Raw genomic sequence first — 17501 nt, forward strand, 5'->3', positions numbered from 1 at the left:
GGCTGTTTTCATTGAAGGGGAAGATGGACGGGACTTGCCCCAAACACCGGATCAGCCGGTCGGCGGCTCCTTGAGCCGGCGCGCCGCCTCGGCTTCGCGAATTTCCCTGCCCAGAAAGTAATTGAGCGCGGTGCGCAGCACCGCGATGGCGCCCAGCTTGCCGATCTGGTCCCAACTGGGCGCCACCGCTGTGGACAGAATATCCGCCGCCAGTTGCAACTCCAGCGCCAGCGCCAGGAAGCGGGCGAAGCTGAGCCGCACCTGGTTGTAATCGTCATGGTTGGCGCTGAGGCAGCGGCGAACATAGCGGACGCCCAGGGCCAGGATGCCTACGCCTATCACCAACGCGCCCAGCGCCTCCACGCCCAGCTTGAGCCAGAGCACGATGTTCAACACCCACTCCTCGACTCCGGATTCCACTGGCGACATCATCGGACGGCTCCCTCTTGGTTCAGGCAGCCGTCACCATACCCGCTTCAGGCGAACAACACCAGACACCACACCGCGGCCAGATTGATCAGGCCCAGCAACTGGGCGGCGCTGCCCATGTCCTTGGCGCGCTTGGCCAGCGGATGCCGCTCCAGCGAGGTGTGGTCCACCGCCGCCTCGATCGCGGAGTTCAGCAATTCGATGATCAGCGTCGCCAGCGAGCTGGCCACCAGCAAGGCGCGCTCCAGCGGCTGGGCGTGGATGACGAAGGCCAGCGGGATCAGCAGCGCCGCCAGCAGCACCAGCTGGCGGAAGGCGTCCTCGTGCCGGAACGCCGCCTTGAGGCCGTCCAGCGAATAGCCGAAGGCGTTGATCAGGCGGGTGATCCCGGTTTTGCCTTTGAACGGGCTTTCTTTCATGGGGGAGTCCGTAAAATTGGCGCGGCGGCCGGCGCCTCAGCATGCCAGCCCAAGATGACGCCAATAAAAAACAAAACGGCCGGCTTGCGGCCGACCGTGGCGAAAGGAAGAAACAGCGGCCTCAGTGCGGCTGGCAGCGCCGCTCCAGCGCGTCGATGTACAGACCGGCGACCTTGATCTCGGTCTGGTCCATGATTTCGCGGAAGCAGGTGGGGCTGGTGACGTTGACCTCGGTCAGATAGTTGCCGATCACGTCCAGGCCCGCCAGCAGGATGCCGCGCTTCTTCAGCTCCGGCCCCACCGTCCTGGCGATTTCGCGATCGCGCTCGGTCAGCGGCCGCGCCTCGCCGCGACCGCCGGCGGCCAGATTGCCGCGGGTCTCGCCCGCGGCCGGAATGCGCGCCAGGCACCAGTCCACCGGCTCGCCGTCTATCACCAGGATGCGCTTGTCGCCGTCGCGGATCTCCGGGATATAGCGCTGCGCCATCACCGTGCGCTTGCCGCGCAGCGTGATGGTTTCAATGATCACCGACAGATTGGCGTCGTCCGGGCGCAACCGGAAGATGCTGTCGCCGCCCATGCTGTCCAGCGGCTTCAGGATCACGTCCTGATGCTGGTTGATGAAGGCGCGCAGCCGGTGCGACTCGCCGGTGATCAGGGTGGGCGCGGTCAGTTCCGGGAATTGCAGAATGGCCAGCTTCTCGTTGAAATCGCGCAGCGCCTGGCCGCTGGTGAACACCTTGGCGCCCTGCGCCTCCGCCAGCGTGAACAGCTGCGAGGCGTACAGGTATTCCATGTCGAAGGGCGGGTCCTTGCGCATCACGGTCGCGCTGAAGGACTGCAGAGGCTGGCGATACACCTCGCCCAGCTTGAACCAGGCCGGATGCTCGCCTTCGTACTGGCCGGTCAGGCTCAGATCGCGCGCGTCCACCAGCACGCGCCCGCCCTCCACCGACAATTGATGAGCCTGGGCGAAGCTGAGGGCGTGGCCGCGCGCGGCGGCCTCCTGCATCATCGCGAAGGTGGTGTCCTTGTAAAGCTTGAAGTGATCCAGGGGATCGGCAATGAACAGGATGCGCATGTTTATCGGTCCTCGCTTGGCTTGGCGGCGTCGCGCAGCATACGCTCCATGCCGCTGCGCGCCGTTTGCATCATCTCGTCGGCCTGGGCGGCGACGGAAAGGAAAGTTTGCTCGTCGGCCCCATTATAGGAGCAGCCGAGGTAACGCAGCGGCGCGTCCTGCTGCGGCGCGCCCAACAAGGCCGCCAGAGGATTGGCCGGCATCTCGTAGGCGGACAACATCGGGCCGTCATTACCGACGAAGCGGTAATGCTGCTCCGCCGCCTTGATCGGCGCCCGCTTGAGCCGCAACCGCGACGCGGCCTCGGCCATCGTCCAGTCGGACGGCAGCGGCACCGACACGAACTCCTTGTGCAGCGCCAGCCGCGTCGTCTCCGCGCCGAACACCCGGATCGGCCGCTTCAGATCGTAGGCGTAAACGCCCAGGGTGCTGGCCTGCTCGTTCTTGCGTATCCAGTCCGGGCCCTTGTCGAACACCACGTCCAGCAAGGCCGGTTGCAGCGCCTGGTAGCGCTCGAAGGACGCGCACTGCACCAGTTCCTCCAGCGCCTGCGGCGTCAAGGCCTCGTCGGCGAGCGCGGGGGCAGTAGCCGCCAGCAGCGCCAGGCTCAGCCAGGCTTTCATTCGTCGGCGTCCGGATCGGTGGCTTCCAGCTCCAGCGAGGCGGCCAGCAGCGCCAGCCGCGAAATCACGCCGTAGGAATAGAAACGGTTGGGCGCGCAGTCCGGCGTGCCCTGCTTGTCCGGCAGGCAGGCGGTTTCGAACGACAGCGGCACGAAATGCATGCCGGGCGCGTTCAGGTTTTCGTCGATGCCGCGGCCGGTGTGCACGCGGTAGAAGCCGCCGGTCACATAGCGGTCCATCATGTAGACCACCGGCTCGGCCACCGCGTCCTCCACCGTCTCGAAGGTGTACACGCCCTCCTGGACGATGACCTCGGACACCTCCAGGCCCTCCTTGACCACCGACATCTTGTTGCGCGCCTTGCGGTTCAGGCCCAGCACTTCGTCCGGGCTCTTCACGCTCATCACGCCCATGCCGTAGGTGCCGGCGTCGGCCTTGACGATGACGAAGGGATCATTGTCTATGCCGTATTCGCGGTATTTGACGCGAATCTTGTCCAGCATCCGCGACACCTCGTCCGCCAATTGCTCCTCGCCGGTGCGGGCGTGGAAATCCAGGCCGCTACAGCTGGCGAAATACGGGTTGATGGTCCAGGGATCGATGGAGATCAAACGCGCGAAGTCCTCGCACACCTTGTCGTAGGCGGCGAAGTGATTGCTCTTGCGGCGCACCGCCCAGCCGGCGTGCAGCGGCGGCAGCAGGTTCTGCTCCAAGCCTTTGAGCAGGTCGGGAATGCCGCCGGACAAATCGTTGTTGAGCAGGACCACGCAGGGGTTGAAGCCGTCCGCCAGCACCAGGCGGTTGCCGCGGCGTTCGATGGGCTCCAAGCGCACGGTGTCGCCGTTGGCCGATTGCAGTTCGGTCGGCTCGGTGATTTCCGGGTTCAGCGAACCCAGGCGCACCTTGAGGCCGGCCTGTTCGAAAATATGCACCAGCGCGGCGATGTTTTGCAGGTAGAAAGTGTTGCGGGTGTGGTTTTCCGGAATCAGCAGCACGCTGCGCGCTTCCGGACACACTTTTTCCACCGCGCTTTGCGCGGCGTGCACCGCCAGCGGCAGAAAGTCGCGGTTCAGGTTGTTGTGGCCGCCGGGGAACAGGTTCATGTCCACCGGCGCCAGCTTGAAACCGCTGTTGCGCAGGTCCACCGAGCCGTAGAACGGCGCCGCGTGGTTATGCCACTGACTGCGGAACCAGTGTTCGATCTGAGGCTGGGCGGTCAGGATGCGGCTTTCCAGTTCGTAAAGCGGGCCGGTCAGTGCGGTTGCCAGATGCGGAACGGGCGGCATGGAATCCCCTTGGGTTTTCGAATTGAATTCGCTAATGGTGGGGGTGGCGCGGGATGAATTCAAGACTTGTTGCGTTGGGACCGTCAAAAAGCAAAGGACGCTTGCGCGTCCTCGTCGGTTTGGCCCGCGGGCCGCATCGTCACAACGGCCAGGGTTCGCCGTAAGCCTGCTGATACAGATCCTTCAGCGACTCCCAGTCGAAGAAGTGATTCTGGCAGCCCGGAGTGGTGACCTTGATCGCGCCGATCACATTGGCCAAGCGGCCGGTGATCTTCCAGTCCAGGCCGCGGCTGATGCCGTAGAGCAGGCCGGCGCGGAAGGCGTCGCCGCAACCCATCGGGTCCACCGGCTTGATCGGCATTTGCACGCGCGGGATCAGGTGCACGGTGTCGCCGACGTAGATTTCCGCTCCCTTGGAGCCGCGGGTGACGATCAGCGCCTCCACCTTCTTGCGCAAATCCTCCACCGACAAGCCGGCGCGTTCGCGCATCAGCTCGCTCTCGTAGTCGTTGATGGCCACATAGCTGGCCAGCTCGACGATCTCGTGGATCTCGTCGCGCGACAGCAGCGGCAGCTCCTGGCCCGGGTCGAAGATGAAGGGGATGCCGGCCGCGGCCAACTCCTTGGAGTGTTGCAGGAAGGCGCTGTAGCCGCCGGGCGACAGAATCGCCAGCTCGATCGGATCCGGAATATCCGATATGTGGTTTTCAGTGGCAAAATCCATGGCGCCGGGATGGAAGGCCATCAACTGATTGCCATCCTTGTCGGCGATGCCGAAGCACTGCGAGGTATACTGCTTGCGGATCAAGCGAATGAAGCGGTCGTCCACGCCGGCGCGTTTCAGATGTTGGCGATACGGCTCGAAATCCTCACCCACCACGCCCATGACGATGGGGGTTTCGCCCAACAGGCACAGGCTGTAGGCGATATTGCCGGCCATGCCGCCAAATTCGCGGCGCATGGTCGGGGCCAGGAAGGTCGTGGAAATTTTGTGCAGCTGATCCGGCAGGATCTGGCTGTCAAAACGGCCATGAAACGAGAACAGGGTATCGTATGCGAGGGCCCCGCAGACGAGGATAGACATGCCCACTCCGCAAAAAGGTCAATCGACCATTTTAACATGAAACATTTGTTTGGTTCACGTCGAGAACTTTGACCTTGTCGGATATCCAATACACTTCAAACACCTACCGGAAGCTCAACAAGATGCTGAAACGACTGCTAGCCCCCGCGCTGATCGCGCTGCTGCCGCTCTCCGCCATGGCCGCGCCCACGCTGGAGCAAACCAATTTCACCAAGCTGCAAGGCGGCAACGCCACCATCGCCGCCTACAAGGGCAAGGTCACCGTGCTGAACTTCTGGGCCACCTGGTGCGGCCCCTGCCGCGAAGAAATGCCTATGCTGAACCGCCTGCGCGCCAAGCTGGCGCCCAAGGGCGTGGAAGTGGTGGGCGTGGCGCTGGACAACAAGGAGGAAGTCAGCGCCTTCGTCGGCCAACTGAAGATAGGCTATCCCATCCTGCTGGGCGACAGCGACACCCTGAACCTGATGCGCAGCCTGGGCAACGCCACCGGCGGCCTGCCCTACACCCTGATCCTGGACCGCAAGGGCAAGATCGCCGCCAAGCTCACCGGCCTCCTGGACGAGAAAAAGCTGGAAGCGGCGATCAAAGCCCAGTTGTAAGGCGACGGAGGAGGCAGTCGACGCCCAAGCCGCTTCAACGGCCGGCTCTGCGCCGGCCCACTTCCGCCGCCAGGGCCTCGGCCTCCGCCGGCAGCGCCTGCTCCACATGCCAATACTGCCGGCAATCCGGCGTCCGCCCCAGCAAGCCCTGCTCCACCAGTTCGCGCCGCAGCAGCACATGATCGCCAAAGGCTTCGCCGGCGCGGATCAAGGCGTTGACCTCCGGCTCCGACCACCTCTCCCCGCGCGGCAGGCCGGCCCACAAGACCCACAGGCAGACGCGCTGCTCGCTGAATTTCTTCGGCCAGCGCGTCAAGCGCCCGTCGGCGTCGTAATGGCGCAACAGCCGCGTCGTCGCCGCGGACAGCTCGGCCGGCGGCGCCGGGCGATCGCACTCCGCGCGCCAGTGCTGGAAATTGTGGAAGCCGGCGGAGCGCGCCAGCATATTGAGGATGTGCAGATGGCTGGGCGGAGCGCTTTCCTGCGCCCATTGCTGTTTGAGCGAGCGCGCCAGCGCGGAGATGTCGCTGCAGTAAAAGGGATAAAGCGTACGAGACATGGTTCGAATCCTGTCGTCGTGCCAAGGTCGGGGTGGACTGCCGCGGTCGCCGTTACGGCCTGGCACGGGTTCGAGCCAAGCGGGATGAATCTAGCCAAGACAGGTTTAGCGTGGTGAGGGCACCGGCGACGCCTGGGTGAACTGTTGACCCGCGACGATGCTAACACCGCGCCGCCCGCTTGCAAAGCGCGCCGGCATGAAAAAAGCCGACGCAAGCGTCGGCTTTTTCTTCCGCGGCGGTGGAATCAATCCAGACGGCCGTGGCACTGCTTGTACTTCTTGCCGCTGCCGCAAGGGCAGGCGTCGTTGCGGCCGATGCGCAGGCCTTGCGCCGCCAGCGCGTCCGGGGACAGCGGATTGTCCTCGTCCTCGCCCAGCGCCGAACCCGGTGCGGCGTGCTGCATTTCGTACTCGCCCACCTGATGCGGCTCCACCGCGTCCACGTCTTCCTGGCTGCGGATCTGCACCGTCATCAGCACATTGACCACGCTGCGCTTGATGCGCTCCAGCATGTCGGCGAACAGCTCAAAGGCTTCGCGCTTGTATTCCTGCTTCGGGTTCTTCTGCGCGTAACCGCGCAGATGGATGCCCTGGCGCAGGTGATCCATCGCCGCCAGGTGTTCGCGCCAGTGGTTGTCCAGCATCTGCAGCACCAGGCTGCGTTCGAACTGGCGCATCACGCCGTCGCCGGCCAGTTCCACCTTGGCCTGATAGGTCTCGGCGGCCTGTTCGATGATGCGTTCGCGGATGGACTCGATATCCAGCGCCGGTTCGGCCTTCAGCCATTCGCTGACCTTGATCGGCAGCAGGAACTCGGCTTCCAGCGTTTTCTCCAGGCCCGGCAGATCCCACTGCTCTTCCATGGATTCCGGCGGCAGATGCTGGTCCACCAGGTCGGACAACACGCCTTCGCGCATATTGACCACCACGTCGGACACATCGGTTTCCACCAGAATTTCATTGCGCTGCTGGTAGATCACCTTGCGCTGGTCGTTGGCGACGTCGTCGTATTCCAGCAATTGCTTGCGGATGTCGAAGTTGCGGCCTTCCACCTTGCGCTGGGCGTTCTCGATGGAACGGGACACCCACGGGTGTTCGATCGCCTCGCCTTCCGGCATCTTCAGCCGGTCCATGATCGCGGCGACGCGGTCGGAAGCGAAGATGCGCAGCAGCGGGTCTTCCAGGCACAGGTAGAAGCGGGAGGAGCCCGGGTCGCCCTGACGGCCGGAACGGCCGCGCAGCTGGTTGTCGATGCGGCGCGATTCATGGCGCTCGGTGCCCACGATGTGCAGGCCGCCGGCGGCCAGCACCTTGTCGTGCACCACTTGCCAGTCGGCGCGGATCTTGGCGATGCGCGCGCGCTTCTCTTCGGCGGACAGGCTGTCGTCGGATTCGACGCCCTTGATCTCCGGCTCCGGATTGCCGCCCAGCACGATGTCGGTGCCGCGGCCGGCCATATTGGTGGCCACGGTGATCACGCCGGGGCTGCCGGCCTGCACCACGATGTCGGCTTCGCGCGCGTGTTCCTTGGCGTTCAGCACATTGTGCGGCAGCTTGGCCTTTTGCAGCAGATTGGCGATCAGCTCGGAGTTTTCAATGCTGGTGGTGCCCACCAGCACCGGCTGGCCGCGCTCGTGGCAATCCTTGATGTCGGCCAGGATGGCGTCGTACTTCTCCTTGGCGGAGCGGTAGACCTTGTCCTGCGCGTCCTTGCGTATCATCGGCCGGTTGGTCGGGATCACCACGGTTTCCAGGCCGTAAATGCTCTGGAATTCATAAGCTTCGGTGTCGGCGGTGCCGGTCATGCCGGCCAGCTTGCCGTACAGGCGGAAGTAGTTCTGGAAGGTGATCGAGGCCAGGGTCTGGTTCTCGCGGTTGATCTCCACGCCTTCCTTGGCTTCCACCGCCTGGTGCAGGCCTTCGGACCAGCGGCGGCCGGACATCAGACGGCCGGTGAATTCGTCCACGATCACCACTTCGCCGTCCTGCACCACGTAGTGCTGGTCCTTGTGGAACAGCGAATGGGCGCGCAGGGCGGCCATCAGATGGTGCATCAGGGTGATGTTGGTGGCGGAATACAGGCTGTCGCCTTCCTTCAGCAGGCCCAGGCGGGTCAGGATTTCTTCGCTGTGCTCGTGGCCGGCTTCGGACATCATCACCGAGTTGGCCTTTTCGTCCACCCAGTAATCGCCCTCGCCCTCTTCGGTTTCCTGACGCTTCAGCATCGGCGGCACCGCGTTCATGCGCTGGTACATGTCGATATTGTCGTCGGCCGGGCCGGAGATGATCAGCGGGGTGCGCGCTTCGTCGATCAGGATGGAGTCCACCTCGTCGATCACCGCGTAGGCCAGCTTGCGCTGCACCTTCTCTTCCACGCTGAACACCATATTGTCGCGCAGATAGTCGAAGCCGAATTCGTTGTTGGTGCCGTAGGTGATGTCGCAGGCGTAGGCTTGCTGCTTCTCGTCGTGCGGCATCTGGGACAGGTTGACGCCGACGGAGAGGCCGAGGAAGTTGTACAGCTTGGCCATGATGCCGGCGTCGCGGCTGGCCAGGTAGTCGTTGACGGTGACGACATGCACGCCGTCGCCGGTCAGCGCGTTCAGGTAGGACGGCAGCGTGGCCACCAGGGTCTTGCCCTCGCCGGTGCGCATCTCGGCGATCTTGCCGTAGTGCAGCACCATGCCGCCGATCAGCTGCACGTCGAAGTGGCGCATGCCCAGCACGCGGCGCGAGGCCTCGCGGCACACCGCGAAGGCTTCCGGCAACAGGCCGTCCACCGTCTCGCCCTGGGCCAGACGTTGCTTGAACTCATCGGTTTTGGCCGCCAAAGCCTCGTCGGACAACGCTTTCAAGCCCTCTTCCAGAGCGTTGATGCGCACCACCGTCTGGTGGAATTGCTTCAGAAGCCGGTCATTGCGGCTGCCGAATACTTTTTTAAGCAAAGAAGAAATCATGTAATCGAATTCCAGAGACCAGCGGGCTGTTTAGGTAAGGTGTCCGCAAAAATGCTTGAAAGTGTAGCACATTAGCCGCCTTATTTTATGGGGGCGCGCTTGCGCTGTATCAAGGGGGCCGGCGCTTGCGCGCGGTCTTTATTTTCGTTTGCGCCCGGCCGCCGCCGGATGCGCGCGCGCCAAGCGCCCGCCGCGGCGCGGCCGTGTCCGTCGGCGCGCGAAACCCGACCAAACTCAAACAAGTGTTGGTTTTAATCCACGTTTTCCGCGCGAATTGGAGCAAACACTCAATTAAATTGACACCTGTTGTCATGCCACTTTAATAATCCCCTCAAACAATAGCGCCTTCCGACAAGGGCCGCCCACGGCCCGATTTCAGCACAAGCACGCATAGACAATAGAGGGGAGACATCGATGGACCGCAGACAGTTTCTGAAGTGGAGCGGCTTCTTGACCGCTTCCGTCGCCGCCGGCGGCTTGACCGCATGCGGCGGCGGCGGCGCGGGCAGCCTGCCCGGGGGCGCCGGCTCGACCTTAGGCATCAACGGCAGCGGCTTCGGCCAGGGGGTGGCCTCCGGCGACCCCAAGCCGGACAGCATCGTGTTGTGGACCCGGGTCGACGGCGGCGACGGCCGCCAGAACGTCAAGGTCACGCTGCAATTGTCCGACCGCGCCGACTTCTCCACCCTGCTGGTGAACGTGGCGCTCAGCGCCCAGCCGGACTGGGACTACACCATCCGCCACAAGGTCACCGGCCTCGGCAACGCCGCCACCTACTACTACCGCTTCCTCACCGGCCAGGCGGTCAGCATGACCGGCCGCACCAAGACCGCGCCGGCCGCCGGCGCGCCGCTGTCCCAGCTCAAGTTCGCCTTCATTTCCTGTCAGGACTGGAGCGTCAACCACTGGGGCGCTTTCGACGAGTTGGCCAATCAGGACCTGGACTTCATCGTCCACCTGGGCGACTACATCTATGAAACCGTCGGCGCCGGCTTCCAGAGCGGCGGCAATGAAAGCCGCCATCCGGCGCTGAGCCTGCCCAACGGCACCCTGCGCGCCGACGGCGCCCGCTACGCCACCACGCTGGCGGACTACCGCACGCTGTACAAGTCCTACCGCAACGACGCCCGGCTGCAAAAGCTGCACGCCAGCTTCCCGATGATAGCGATCTGGGACGACCACGAGTTTTCCGACGACTGCTGGCAGGACCGCCAGGAATACTCCGCCACCGACGACAGCTCGCCGCAAACCGCGCGCCGCCGCAGCGCCAGCCAGGCCTGGTTCGAGAATATGCCGGCCGACGTGCAGCTGGACTTGAACACCCCCTCCTTCCAGAACATCCAGATCTACCGCAGCTTCGCCTTCGGCGATCTGGCCACTCTGGTGATGACCGACGAGCGCCTGTACCGCAGCGACCACATCATCCCGGAAACCCAGGCCGGCGGCGAAATCGGCAGCCGCTACTTCGTGCAGAAAAACACCCTGGCCCAGGTGGAAGCCAGCAAGATGGCCTCCACCGGCGGCAATCTGCTCAATGTCTCCATTCTGGGCGAAACCCAGCGCGCCTGGTGGCAGAGCCAGATGAAGTCCGCCGCCACCACCTGGAAGCTGTGGGGCAATGAAGTCTCCTTGCTGCGCATGGGCTTCGACGGCACCGTCGCGGTGGCCTCGCTGCTGACCCAGGGCCTCGTGCCGCAGCTGGCCGGCCTGGGCCTGACGCTGACCCAGCCGCAAATCGCCCAGTTGCAAAGCGCGCTCTATCTGGACCTGGCCGCCGCCAACACCAGCGGCTCCACCCCGGTGGTCAGCTATGCCAATACCCAGCCGCTGCTGAGCACCCTCAGCGGCGGCGCGATTTCCGCCGGCACCTTCAACGCCGCCATCAAGCCCGGCCTGGACGCCGGCCTGCCGCCGTCGATGTTCTTCGACAAATTCATCCTTAACGCCGACCAGTGGGACGGCTACAACGCCGAGCGCAAAGCGCTGATGGCCTATCTGAAAACCCAGGCCATCGGCAATGTGGTGGCGCTCACCGGCGACATCCACGCCTTCTTCGCCGGCCCGGTGATGGACGACTACGACGCCGCCAGCCCCAGTCCGGTGATGGTGGACCTGGTTACCGCCGGCGTGTCCAGCAACTCGCTGTTCAGCTATTTCAAGAACGTGGTGGACACCGTGCCGGCCTTCTCCAAGGCCAAGCCGCTGATCTACACCACGGTCAGCGGCCAGGTGGTCAACACCTTCACCAACACCCTGCAAAGCTTCAACAGCTGGCTCAAATACGTGGACAGCGACGCCCAGGGTTACGCGCTGGTGACGCTGACGCCGGCCAAGCTCAGCTGCGCCTTCCACAAAGTGGGCGCGCTGAACGCCGGCGCGGCGCCCAGCCCGGCCACCGCCAGCGTCAAGACCGTGGAGGTGGCGGCCGGCAGCGCCGCCGTCAACGTGTTGTAAGCATCGGCGCGGCCACCCGCTCGGAACCCCCGCCGCGGGTGGCGAAACGCCACTCAGTTTCAAACAGTACAATCCGTCACAAAAGCCCAACAAATCTGCGGCGTCGGTAACATTCCCGTCCACGCAACTCTGCTAGTATCCAGCGCCTACGCCACGCGCATTTCTCCCGCCGCCAACCCGCCCCCGCGACAGCCTCGCCAGCCGCGATGCTGACCTATGCTGTGAAGGCAGGCGAGCCGATCCCGGCCGCGCGTCGCGCCGCAATGCCAGACAGTCGGGCCGGCTTTCCGCCGCAACTCCGCCCGGACAAAACAGACAACGAACCGCCGGCGCCGGCGGCGATAAACCGGAGAGGCCCGATGACAGCCCTTGTCCGCCATTTCATGCCCGCCACGGCCAAGCGGCTGATCCCCAACCGCTGGGATCTGATCGCGTTTCCGCTTCTGCTCGGCTTCCTGCTGATGGCCACCACCGGCATCCGCGAAACCTGGGCGCCGCTGACCGCGCTGCAAACCGTTCCCATCACGCTGGACCCGGCCAATCTGCCGGAATACGCGCTGCGCACCACGCTGCGCATGCTGGCCGCGATGACCGCCGCGCTGGTCTTCACCCTGATCTACGGCACGCTGGCGGCCAAGAGCCGCCGCGCCGGCCTGCTGCTGGTGCCCATGCTGGACATCCTGCAATCGGTGCCGGTGCTGGGCTATATCTCCTTCACCGTCACCTTCTTCCTGGCGCTGTTCCCCGGTCGGGTGCTGGGCGCGGAGTTCGCCGCCATCTTCGCCATCTTCACCAGCCAGGCCTGGAACATGACCTTCAGCTTCTACCAATCGCTGCGCACCGTGCCGCGCGATCTGGAGGAAGTTTCGCTCAATCTGCGGCTGACGCCGTGGCAGAAATTCTGGAAGCTGGAAGTGCCGTTCTCCATGCCCGGCATGATCTGGAACATGATGATGAGCATGTCCGGCGGCTGGTTCTTCGTGGTGGCGTCGGAAGCCATCACCGTCGGCGACAAGACCGTCACCCTGCCCGGCGTCGGCTCCTACCTGGCCATGGCCATCCAGCACAAGGACCTGGCCGCGGTGGGCTGGGTGATCCTGACCATGACCGTGGTCATCGTCGTCTACGACCAGTTCCTGTTCCGCCCTATGGTGGCCTGGGCCGACAAATTCCGCCTGGAGGACACCTCCAGCCAATCGGCGCCGGAGTCCTGGGTGCTGAAGCTGATCCAGCGCACCCGCGCCATCCAGCTGCTGCTCAAGCCCTTCGGCAAACTGCTGCGCAAAACCGCCCGGCTGCGCCTCAACTACAGCCTGCCGCAAGGCCTGCACTCGGAGGCGCAAACCCCGGTGTCGCGCGGCATCGACGTGGCCTGGTGGCTGCTGGTGGCGGCGCTGGGCCTGCTGGCCGCCTGGAAACTGGTGAGCTTCATCCACACCGAAGTGGGCCCGGCCGAAGTGCTGCGCGTGCTGGGCCTGGGCCTGATCACCCTGCTGCGGGTCACCTTGCTGATCCTGCTGGCCTCGCTGATCTGGGTGCCGCTGGGCGTGCACATCGGCCTGCGCCCGGCGCTGGCGGAAAAAATCCAGCCGCTGGCGCAGTTCCTGGCCGCCTTCCCGGCCAATCTGCTGTTCCCGGTGTTCGTGGTCTTCATCGTCCACTTCAAGCTCAACCCGGACATCTGGCTGTCGCCGCTGATCGTGCTGGGCACCCAGTGGTACATCCTGTTCAACGTGGTGGCCGGCGCCAGCGCCTTTCCCAACGATTTTCGCGAAGCCGCGGCCAATTTCCGCATCCGCGGCTGGCAGTGGTGGCGGCAAGTGATGCTGCCCGGCATCTTCCCCTACTACGTCACCGGCGCGATAACGGCGTCGGGCGGCGCCTGGAACGCCAGCATCGTGTCCGAATACGTGTCCTGGGGCGACGACAAGCTGGCCGCCCACGGCCTGGGCGCCTACATCGCCCAGACCACCGCCGCCGGCGACTACCCCAAGATCCTGCTGGGCATCGCCGTGATGTCCATCTTCGTCGTTCTGTTCAACCGCCTGCTGTGGCGTCCGCTGTACGCCATCGCCGAAAACAAACTCCGTCTCAGCTAAGGGGGCAACCATGACACCAGACACCACCACCTTGGGACGGGAAATCTTCCAGCTGGAAAACGTCTGCCGCGGCTTCAACAAGGGCAACGACGAAATCCAGGTGCTGGACGACGTCAACCTGACGCTGCGCGAAGGCGAGATCGTCGGCCTGCTGGGCCGCTCCGGCTCCGGCAAATCCACCTTGCTGCGCATCATCGCCGGCCTGATCAAGCCCAGCAGCGGCAAAGTCGCCTACCAGGGCCGGCCGCTGAGCGGCCCGGCCGAGGGCGTGGCCATGGTGTTCCAGACTTTCGCGCTGTTCCCGTGGCTGACCGTGCTGCAAAATGTGGAGGCCGGGCTGGAGGCGCTGGGGGTGGAAGCCAAGGAGCGCCGCCGCCGCGCGCTGGCCGCCATCGACCTGATCGGCCTGGACGGCTTCGAGAACGCCTACCCGCGCGAACTGTCCGGCGGCATGCGCCAGCGCGTCGGCTTCGCCCGCGGCCTGGTGGTCAACCCCACCCTGCTGTTGATGGACGAACCCTTCTCCGCGCTGGACGTGCTCACCGCCGAAACGCTGCGCACCGACATGCTGGACCTGTGGAGCGAAGGCCAGCTGCCGATCCAGTCCGTGCTCATCGTCACCCACAACATCGAAGAAGCCGTGTTCATGTGCGACCGCATCCTGGTGCTGTCGTCCAACCCCGGCCGGGTGGTGGCGGAAATCAAGGTGGCGTTCCCGCACCGCCGCAACCGGCTGGACCCGGCCTTCCGCAAGATGGTGGACGACATCTACGCGCTGATGACCGCGCGCCGCAGCGCCCACACTCTGCACAAGCTGCCGCTGGAAATCGGCAGCCAGCTGAGCGAGGTGTCCACCAACCTGATGGCCGGCCTGATCGAGGAAGTGGCGCAAGCGCCCTATCACGGCAAGGCCGACATGCCGGAAATCGCCGAAAAACTGCGGCTGGAAGTGGACGAGTTGTTCCCGGTGGCGGAAATCCTGGAGCACCTGGGCTTCGCCGAGCTGAAGGACGGCGACATCCTGCTCACCGCCGCCGGCAAGCTGTTCGCCGACTACGGCACTCAGGAGCGCAAGGTTCAGTTCGCCGAACATCTGCTGCGCCATGTGCCGATGGCCGCCCATATCCGCAAAGTGTTGCAGGAGCGCCCCGGCCAGCGCGCCCCCCGGCTGCGCTTCGCCCAGGAGCTGGAAGACTCGCTGTCCGACGAGACCGCCGAGGAAACGCTGGACACCGTGATCAGCTGGGGACGCTACGCGGAGATCTTCTCCTACAACGACCATACCGAGACCTTCAGCCTGGAAGACGTGGAAGGCGGACAGTAAGACTTGGGGGCGCCGCCGGCCCAAGGCTCCCCAAGCGCCCCCCTCAGCGGCTACAATGGACTGTTTTCACTAGACTGCCCGCCATGTTCGGACGCCAATTCAACGACATCGCCAGCAAAGACAGCACCCTGACCCGGCTCACCGCCGAAGCCAAAGAGCTGATGAAGCTGGACCGCGCCTTCCAGAAACTGCTGCCGCCGCTCTTGGTCGGCAGCTGCCGCGCCGTGCGCATCCGCGACGACGAGCTGGTGATTTACACTGACACCGGCATCATCGCCGCCCGCCTGCGCATGCTGGCCCCCGGCCTGTTGCCGCAGTTGGCCAAGCAAGGTTTCATCGCCGGCAAGACCCGGGTCAAGGTGGACGTCCGCCTGGCGCGCAAGCCGCGTGAAAAAAAGCTGAAAATCAGCCAGAACGCGCTGGACGGCATGGAAGAAGCCGCCGCCAGCGTCAGCAATCCGCTGGTCAGCGCCGCGCTGGCCAAGCTGATCGCCCACCACCGCAAGTAAAGGCCGGGACCGCCGCCCAGCTTGCCGCCGCCGGCCAAACCGGCTTAAAGTCGCGGCATGAAACAACACATCATCATATTGATCACCGGTCTCGCCGCCGGCTTCGCCCAGGCCGCGCCGACGGAACAGCCGACCCCGGCCGAGGCGGAAGCCGCTTTCAAGGCCCAGGCGCTCGCCTCATTCGATTCCAAGCCGGAATCCACCCACACCCTGCTGATGCGCTCCATGGTAGAGTCCACGCTCAAAGACCTGCGCGTCACCGCGGTGAACGACTGCCAGAACGACGAGGAAAACGCCACGCTGGACTGCGAAGTCAGCTATCAGGCCCGCAAGCTCACCGGCAAGCCGGTGGAGCGCGAACAACGGATGCGCTTCAGCCGCAAGGACGGCCAATGGCGCATCGTACCGCCGCCCAAGGACGCGGACGACGAAGAAAGCGGCGCCGCCTCCGCCCCGCAATAGGCTCAGGCCGGCTGGGCCTCGAAACTGTCCGCCCGCGCCATCTGCCACATGCGGCCGTAAAAGGCCGCCTTGATCTCCGGCTGCAGCAGCTCTCCCGGCTGCAAAAAAACGTGCAGCTGCGAGAACAGCCGGATCTCGGTATCGCTGACGCGGCGCACCAAGTGGTGCGGCCGCAATTGCGACGGATGTTCCAGCCCGGCCGAGGCCAGCATCTCCGCCAGCGCCTTCATGGTGTTGCGGTGGAAATGAAACACCCGGTCCGCCTTGTCCGGCACCACCAGCGCGCGCTGGCGCAGCGCGTCCTGCGTCGCCACCCCGGTGGGGCAGCGGTTGGTGTGGCAACTCTGGCTCTGAATGCAGCCGATGGCGAACATGAAGCCGCGCGCGGAATTGGCCCAGTCCGCGCCTATCGCCAGCACGCTGGCGATGTCGAAGGCGCTGACCAGCTTGCCGCTGGCGCCTATCTTGATCTTGTCGCGCAGATTCAAGCCCACCAGCACATTGTGGACGAACAGCAGGCCCTCGCGCAGCGGCACGCCGATATGGTCGGTGAACTCCAGCGGCGCGGCGCCGGTGCCGCCCTCCTTGCCGTCCACCACGATGAAGTCCGGCAGAATACCCGTTTCCAGCATCGCCTTGGCGATGCCCATGAACTCCCACGGGTGGCCCAGGCAGAACTTGAAGCCCACCGGCTTGCCGCCGGACAGCTCTCGCAGCCGGGCGATGAAGCGCATCAGTTCGATCGGCGTGGAAAACGCGCTGTGGCGCGACGGCGACACGCAATCCTGCCCCAGCGGCACGCCGCGGGTGGCGGCGATTTCCGGCGTCACCTTGTGCTTGGGCAGAATGCCGCCATGGCCGGGCTTGGCGCCCTGGCTCAGCTTGATCTCAATCATTTTCACCTGCGGATTGCGCGCCTGCTCGGCGAAGCGCTCCGCGTCGAAACCGCCGGCCGCGTCGCGGCAGCCGAAATAGCCGCTGCCCAGCTCCCACACCAGCGCGCCGCCATGTTCCAAGTGGTAAGGGCTGATGCTGCCCTCGCCGGTGTCGTGATAGAAGTCGCCGCGTTGCGCGCCCTGGTTCAAGGCGCGGATGGCGTTGGCGCTGAGCGCGCCGAAACTCATTGCCGACACATTGAACAGAGACGCCGAATACGGCTGCGCGCACTGCGGGCCGCCGATCTCCACGCGGAAGCCGGCCGGATCGCTCAGCGGCGCCGGCCGCATCGAATGGCTGATGAACTCGAAGCCCGGCTGATACACATCGATCAAGGTGCCGAACGGCTTGTCCGCGCCCTCGTTCTTGGCCCGCGCGTACACCAGCGAACGCTGCGCGCGCGAAAACGGCAGCTGCTCGCGGTCGGACTCCAGCAAATACTGGCGGATTTCCGGACGGATGCTTTCCACCAGGTAACGGATATTGCCCAGGATCGGGTAATTACGCCGCACCGCGTGACGGGTTTGCAGCAGATCGAACACCCCCAGCAGCGTCAGCGCGGCCGCCGCCAGCGTGAACGGCCACAACCACTCGTAATGGACGAAAGGCAGGCTGAACAAGGTGAACAACAGGCAACAGGAGAAAAAAGCGTAGCGGCTCAACAGGGACACACTCATGGG

15 protein-coding genes are annotated in these 17501 nt (G+C 64.7%); 6 read left to right on the forward strand and 9 right to left on the reverse strand.

Going from position 1 to position 17501, the window contains the following annotated elements; translation table 11 throughout:
* Positions 1–51: 51 nt before the first annotated feature.
* The 6 genes from VK98_RS07935 to VK98_RS07960 all read right to left on the reverse strand — a co-directional run bounded on the left by VK98_RS07935 (position 52) and on the right by VK98_RS07960 (position 4922).
* Entirely contained in the window at positions 52–432 is a 381-nt protein-coding gene (locus VK98_RS07935; RefSeq protein ID WP_048413523.1) for a DUF1622 domain-containing protein, read from the reverse strand.
* Between the two features lie 44 nt (positions 433–476).
* The gene (locus VK98_RS07940) at positions 477–848 is read right to left on the reverse strand and encodes a diacylglycerol kinase (protein ID WP_048413524.1); all 372 of its coding nucleotides are present in this window, start codon (positions 846–848) and stop codon (positions 477–479) included.
* A 121-nt stretch (positions 849–969) separates the two neighbouring features.
* Entirely contained in the window at positions 970–1929 is a 960-nt protein-coding gene (gene gshB / locus VK98_RS07945; protein ID WP_048413525.1) for a glutathione synthase, read from the reverse strand.
* Positions 1930–1931: 2 nt separating this feature from the next.
* Positions 1932–2552: a hypothetical protein gene (locus tag VK98_RS07950; protein ID WP_048413526.1), complete on the reverse strand. Its 621-nt coding sequence runs from the start codon at positions 2550–2552 to the stop codon at positions 1932–1934.
* Positions 2549–3838, reverse strand: a complete 1290-nt coding sequence (gene gshA / locus VK98_RS07955) for a glutamate--cysteine ligase (protein WP_048413527.1) — start codon at positions 3836–3838, stop codon at positions 2549–2551. The genes VK98_RS07950 and gshA overlap by 4 nt, the downstream gene beginning before the upstream one ends.
* A 139-nt stretch (positions 3839–3977) precedes the next feature.
* Positions 3978–4922, reverse strand: a complete 945-nt coding sequence (locus VK98_RS07960) for a carbohydrate kinase family protein (protein WP_048413528.1) — start codon at positions 4920–4922, stop codon at positions 3978–3980.
* A 122-nt stretch (positions 4923–5044) separates the two neighbouring features.
* On the opposite strand from VK98_RS07960, the gene VK98_RS07965 reads away from it, so the two are divergent.
* Complete coding sequence (locus VK98_RS07965; protein WP_048413676.1) at positions 5045–5521, forward strand: TlpA disulfide reductase family protein; 477 nt, start codon at positions 5045–5047, stop codon at positions 5519–5521.
* A 34-nt stretch (positions 5522–5555) separates the two neighbouring features.
* On the opposite strand, the gene VK98_RS07970 is transcribed toward VK98_RS07965, so the two are convergent.
* A complete protein-coding gene (locus VK98_RS07970; protein ID WP_048413529.1) occupies positions 5556–6080 on the reverse strand; it encodes a DUF2087 domain-containing protein in 525 nt (174 codons plus the stop codon).
* Between the two features lie 245 nt (positions 6081–6325).
* Positions 6326–9037: a preprotein translocase subunit SecA gene (secA, locus tag VK98_RS07975; protein WP_048413530.1), complete on the reverse strand. Its 2712-nt coding sequence runs from the start codon at positions 9035–9037 to the stop codon at positions 6326–6328.
* 414 nt (positions 9038–9451) lie between these two features.
* Between secA and VK98_RS07980 the strand changes: the two genes are divergently transcribed.
* The 5 genes from VK98_RS07980 to VK98_RS08000 all read left to right on the forward strand — a co-directional run bounded on the left by VK98_RS07980 (position 9452) and on the right by VK98_RS08000 (position 15885).
* A complete protein-coding gene (locus VK98_RS07980) occupies positions 9452–11491 on the forward strand; it encodes an alkaline phosphatase (protein ID WP_048413531.1) in 2040 nt (679 codons plus the stop codon).
* A 359-nt stretch (positions 11492–11850) separates the two neighbouring features.
* Complete coding sequence (locus VK98_RS07985; RefSeq protein WP_048413532.1) at positions 11851–13590, forward strand: ABC transporter permease subunit; 1740 nt, start codon at positions 11851–11853, stop codon at positions 13588–13590.
* A 10-nt stretch (positions 13591–13600) separates the two neighbouring features.
* Positions 13601–14914, forward strand: a complete 1314-nt coding sequence (locus VK98_RS07990) for an AAA-associated domain-containing protein (RefSeq protein ID WP_048413533.1) — start codon at positions 13601–13603, stop codon at positions 14912–14914.
* 83 nt (positions 14915–14997) lie between these two features.
* On the forward strand, positions 14998–15423 hold the full coding sequence (locus VK98_RS07995) for a DUF721 domain-containing protein (RefSeq protein ID WP_048413534.1): 426 nt from the start codon (positions 14998–15000) through the stop codon (positions 15421–15423).
* Positions 15424–15480: 57 nt separating this feature from the next.
* On the forward strand, positions 15481–15885 hold the full coding sequence (locus VK98_RS08000; protein WP_048413535.1) for a hypothetical protein: 405 nt from the start codon (positions 15481–15483) through the stop codon (positions 15883–15885).
* Between the two features lie 2 nt (positions 15886–15887).
* Here VK98_RS08000 and VK98_RS08005 read toward each other — a convergent pair whose 3' ends face one another.
* The gene (locus VK98_RS08005; protein WP_048413536.1) at positions 15888–17498 is read right to left on the reverse strand and encodes an FMN-binding glutamate synthase family protein; all 1611 of its coding nucleotides are present in this window, start codon (positions 17496–17498) and stop codon (positions 15888–15890) included.
* Between the last annotated feature and the right edge of the window lie 3 nt (positions 17499–17501).

The organism is Chromobacterium sp. LK11 (assembly GCF_001043705.1).
In the GTDB taxonomy this organism is placed as follows: Bacteria; Pseudomonadota; Gammaproteobacteria; order Burkholderiales; family Chromobacteriaceae; genus Chromobacterium; species Chromobacterium alkanivorans.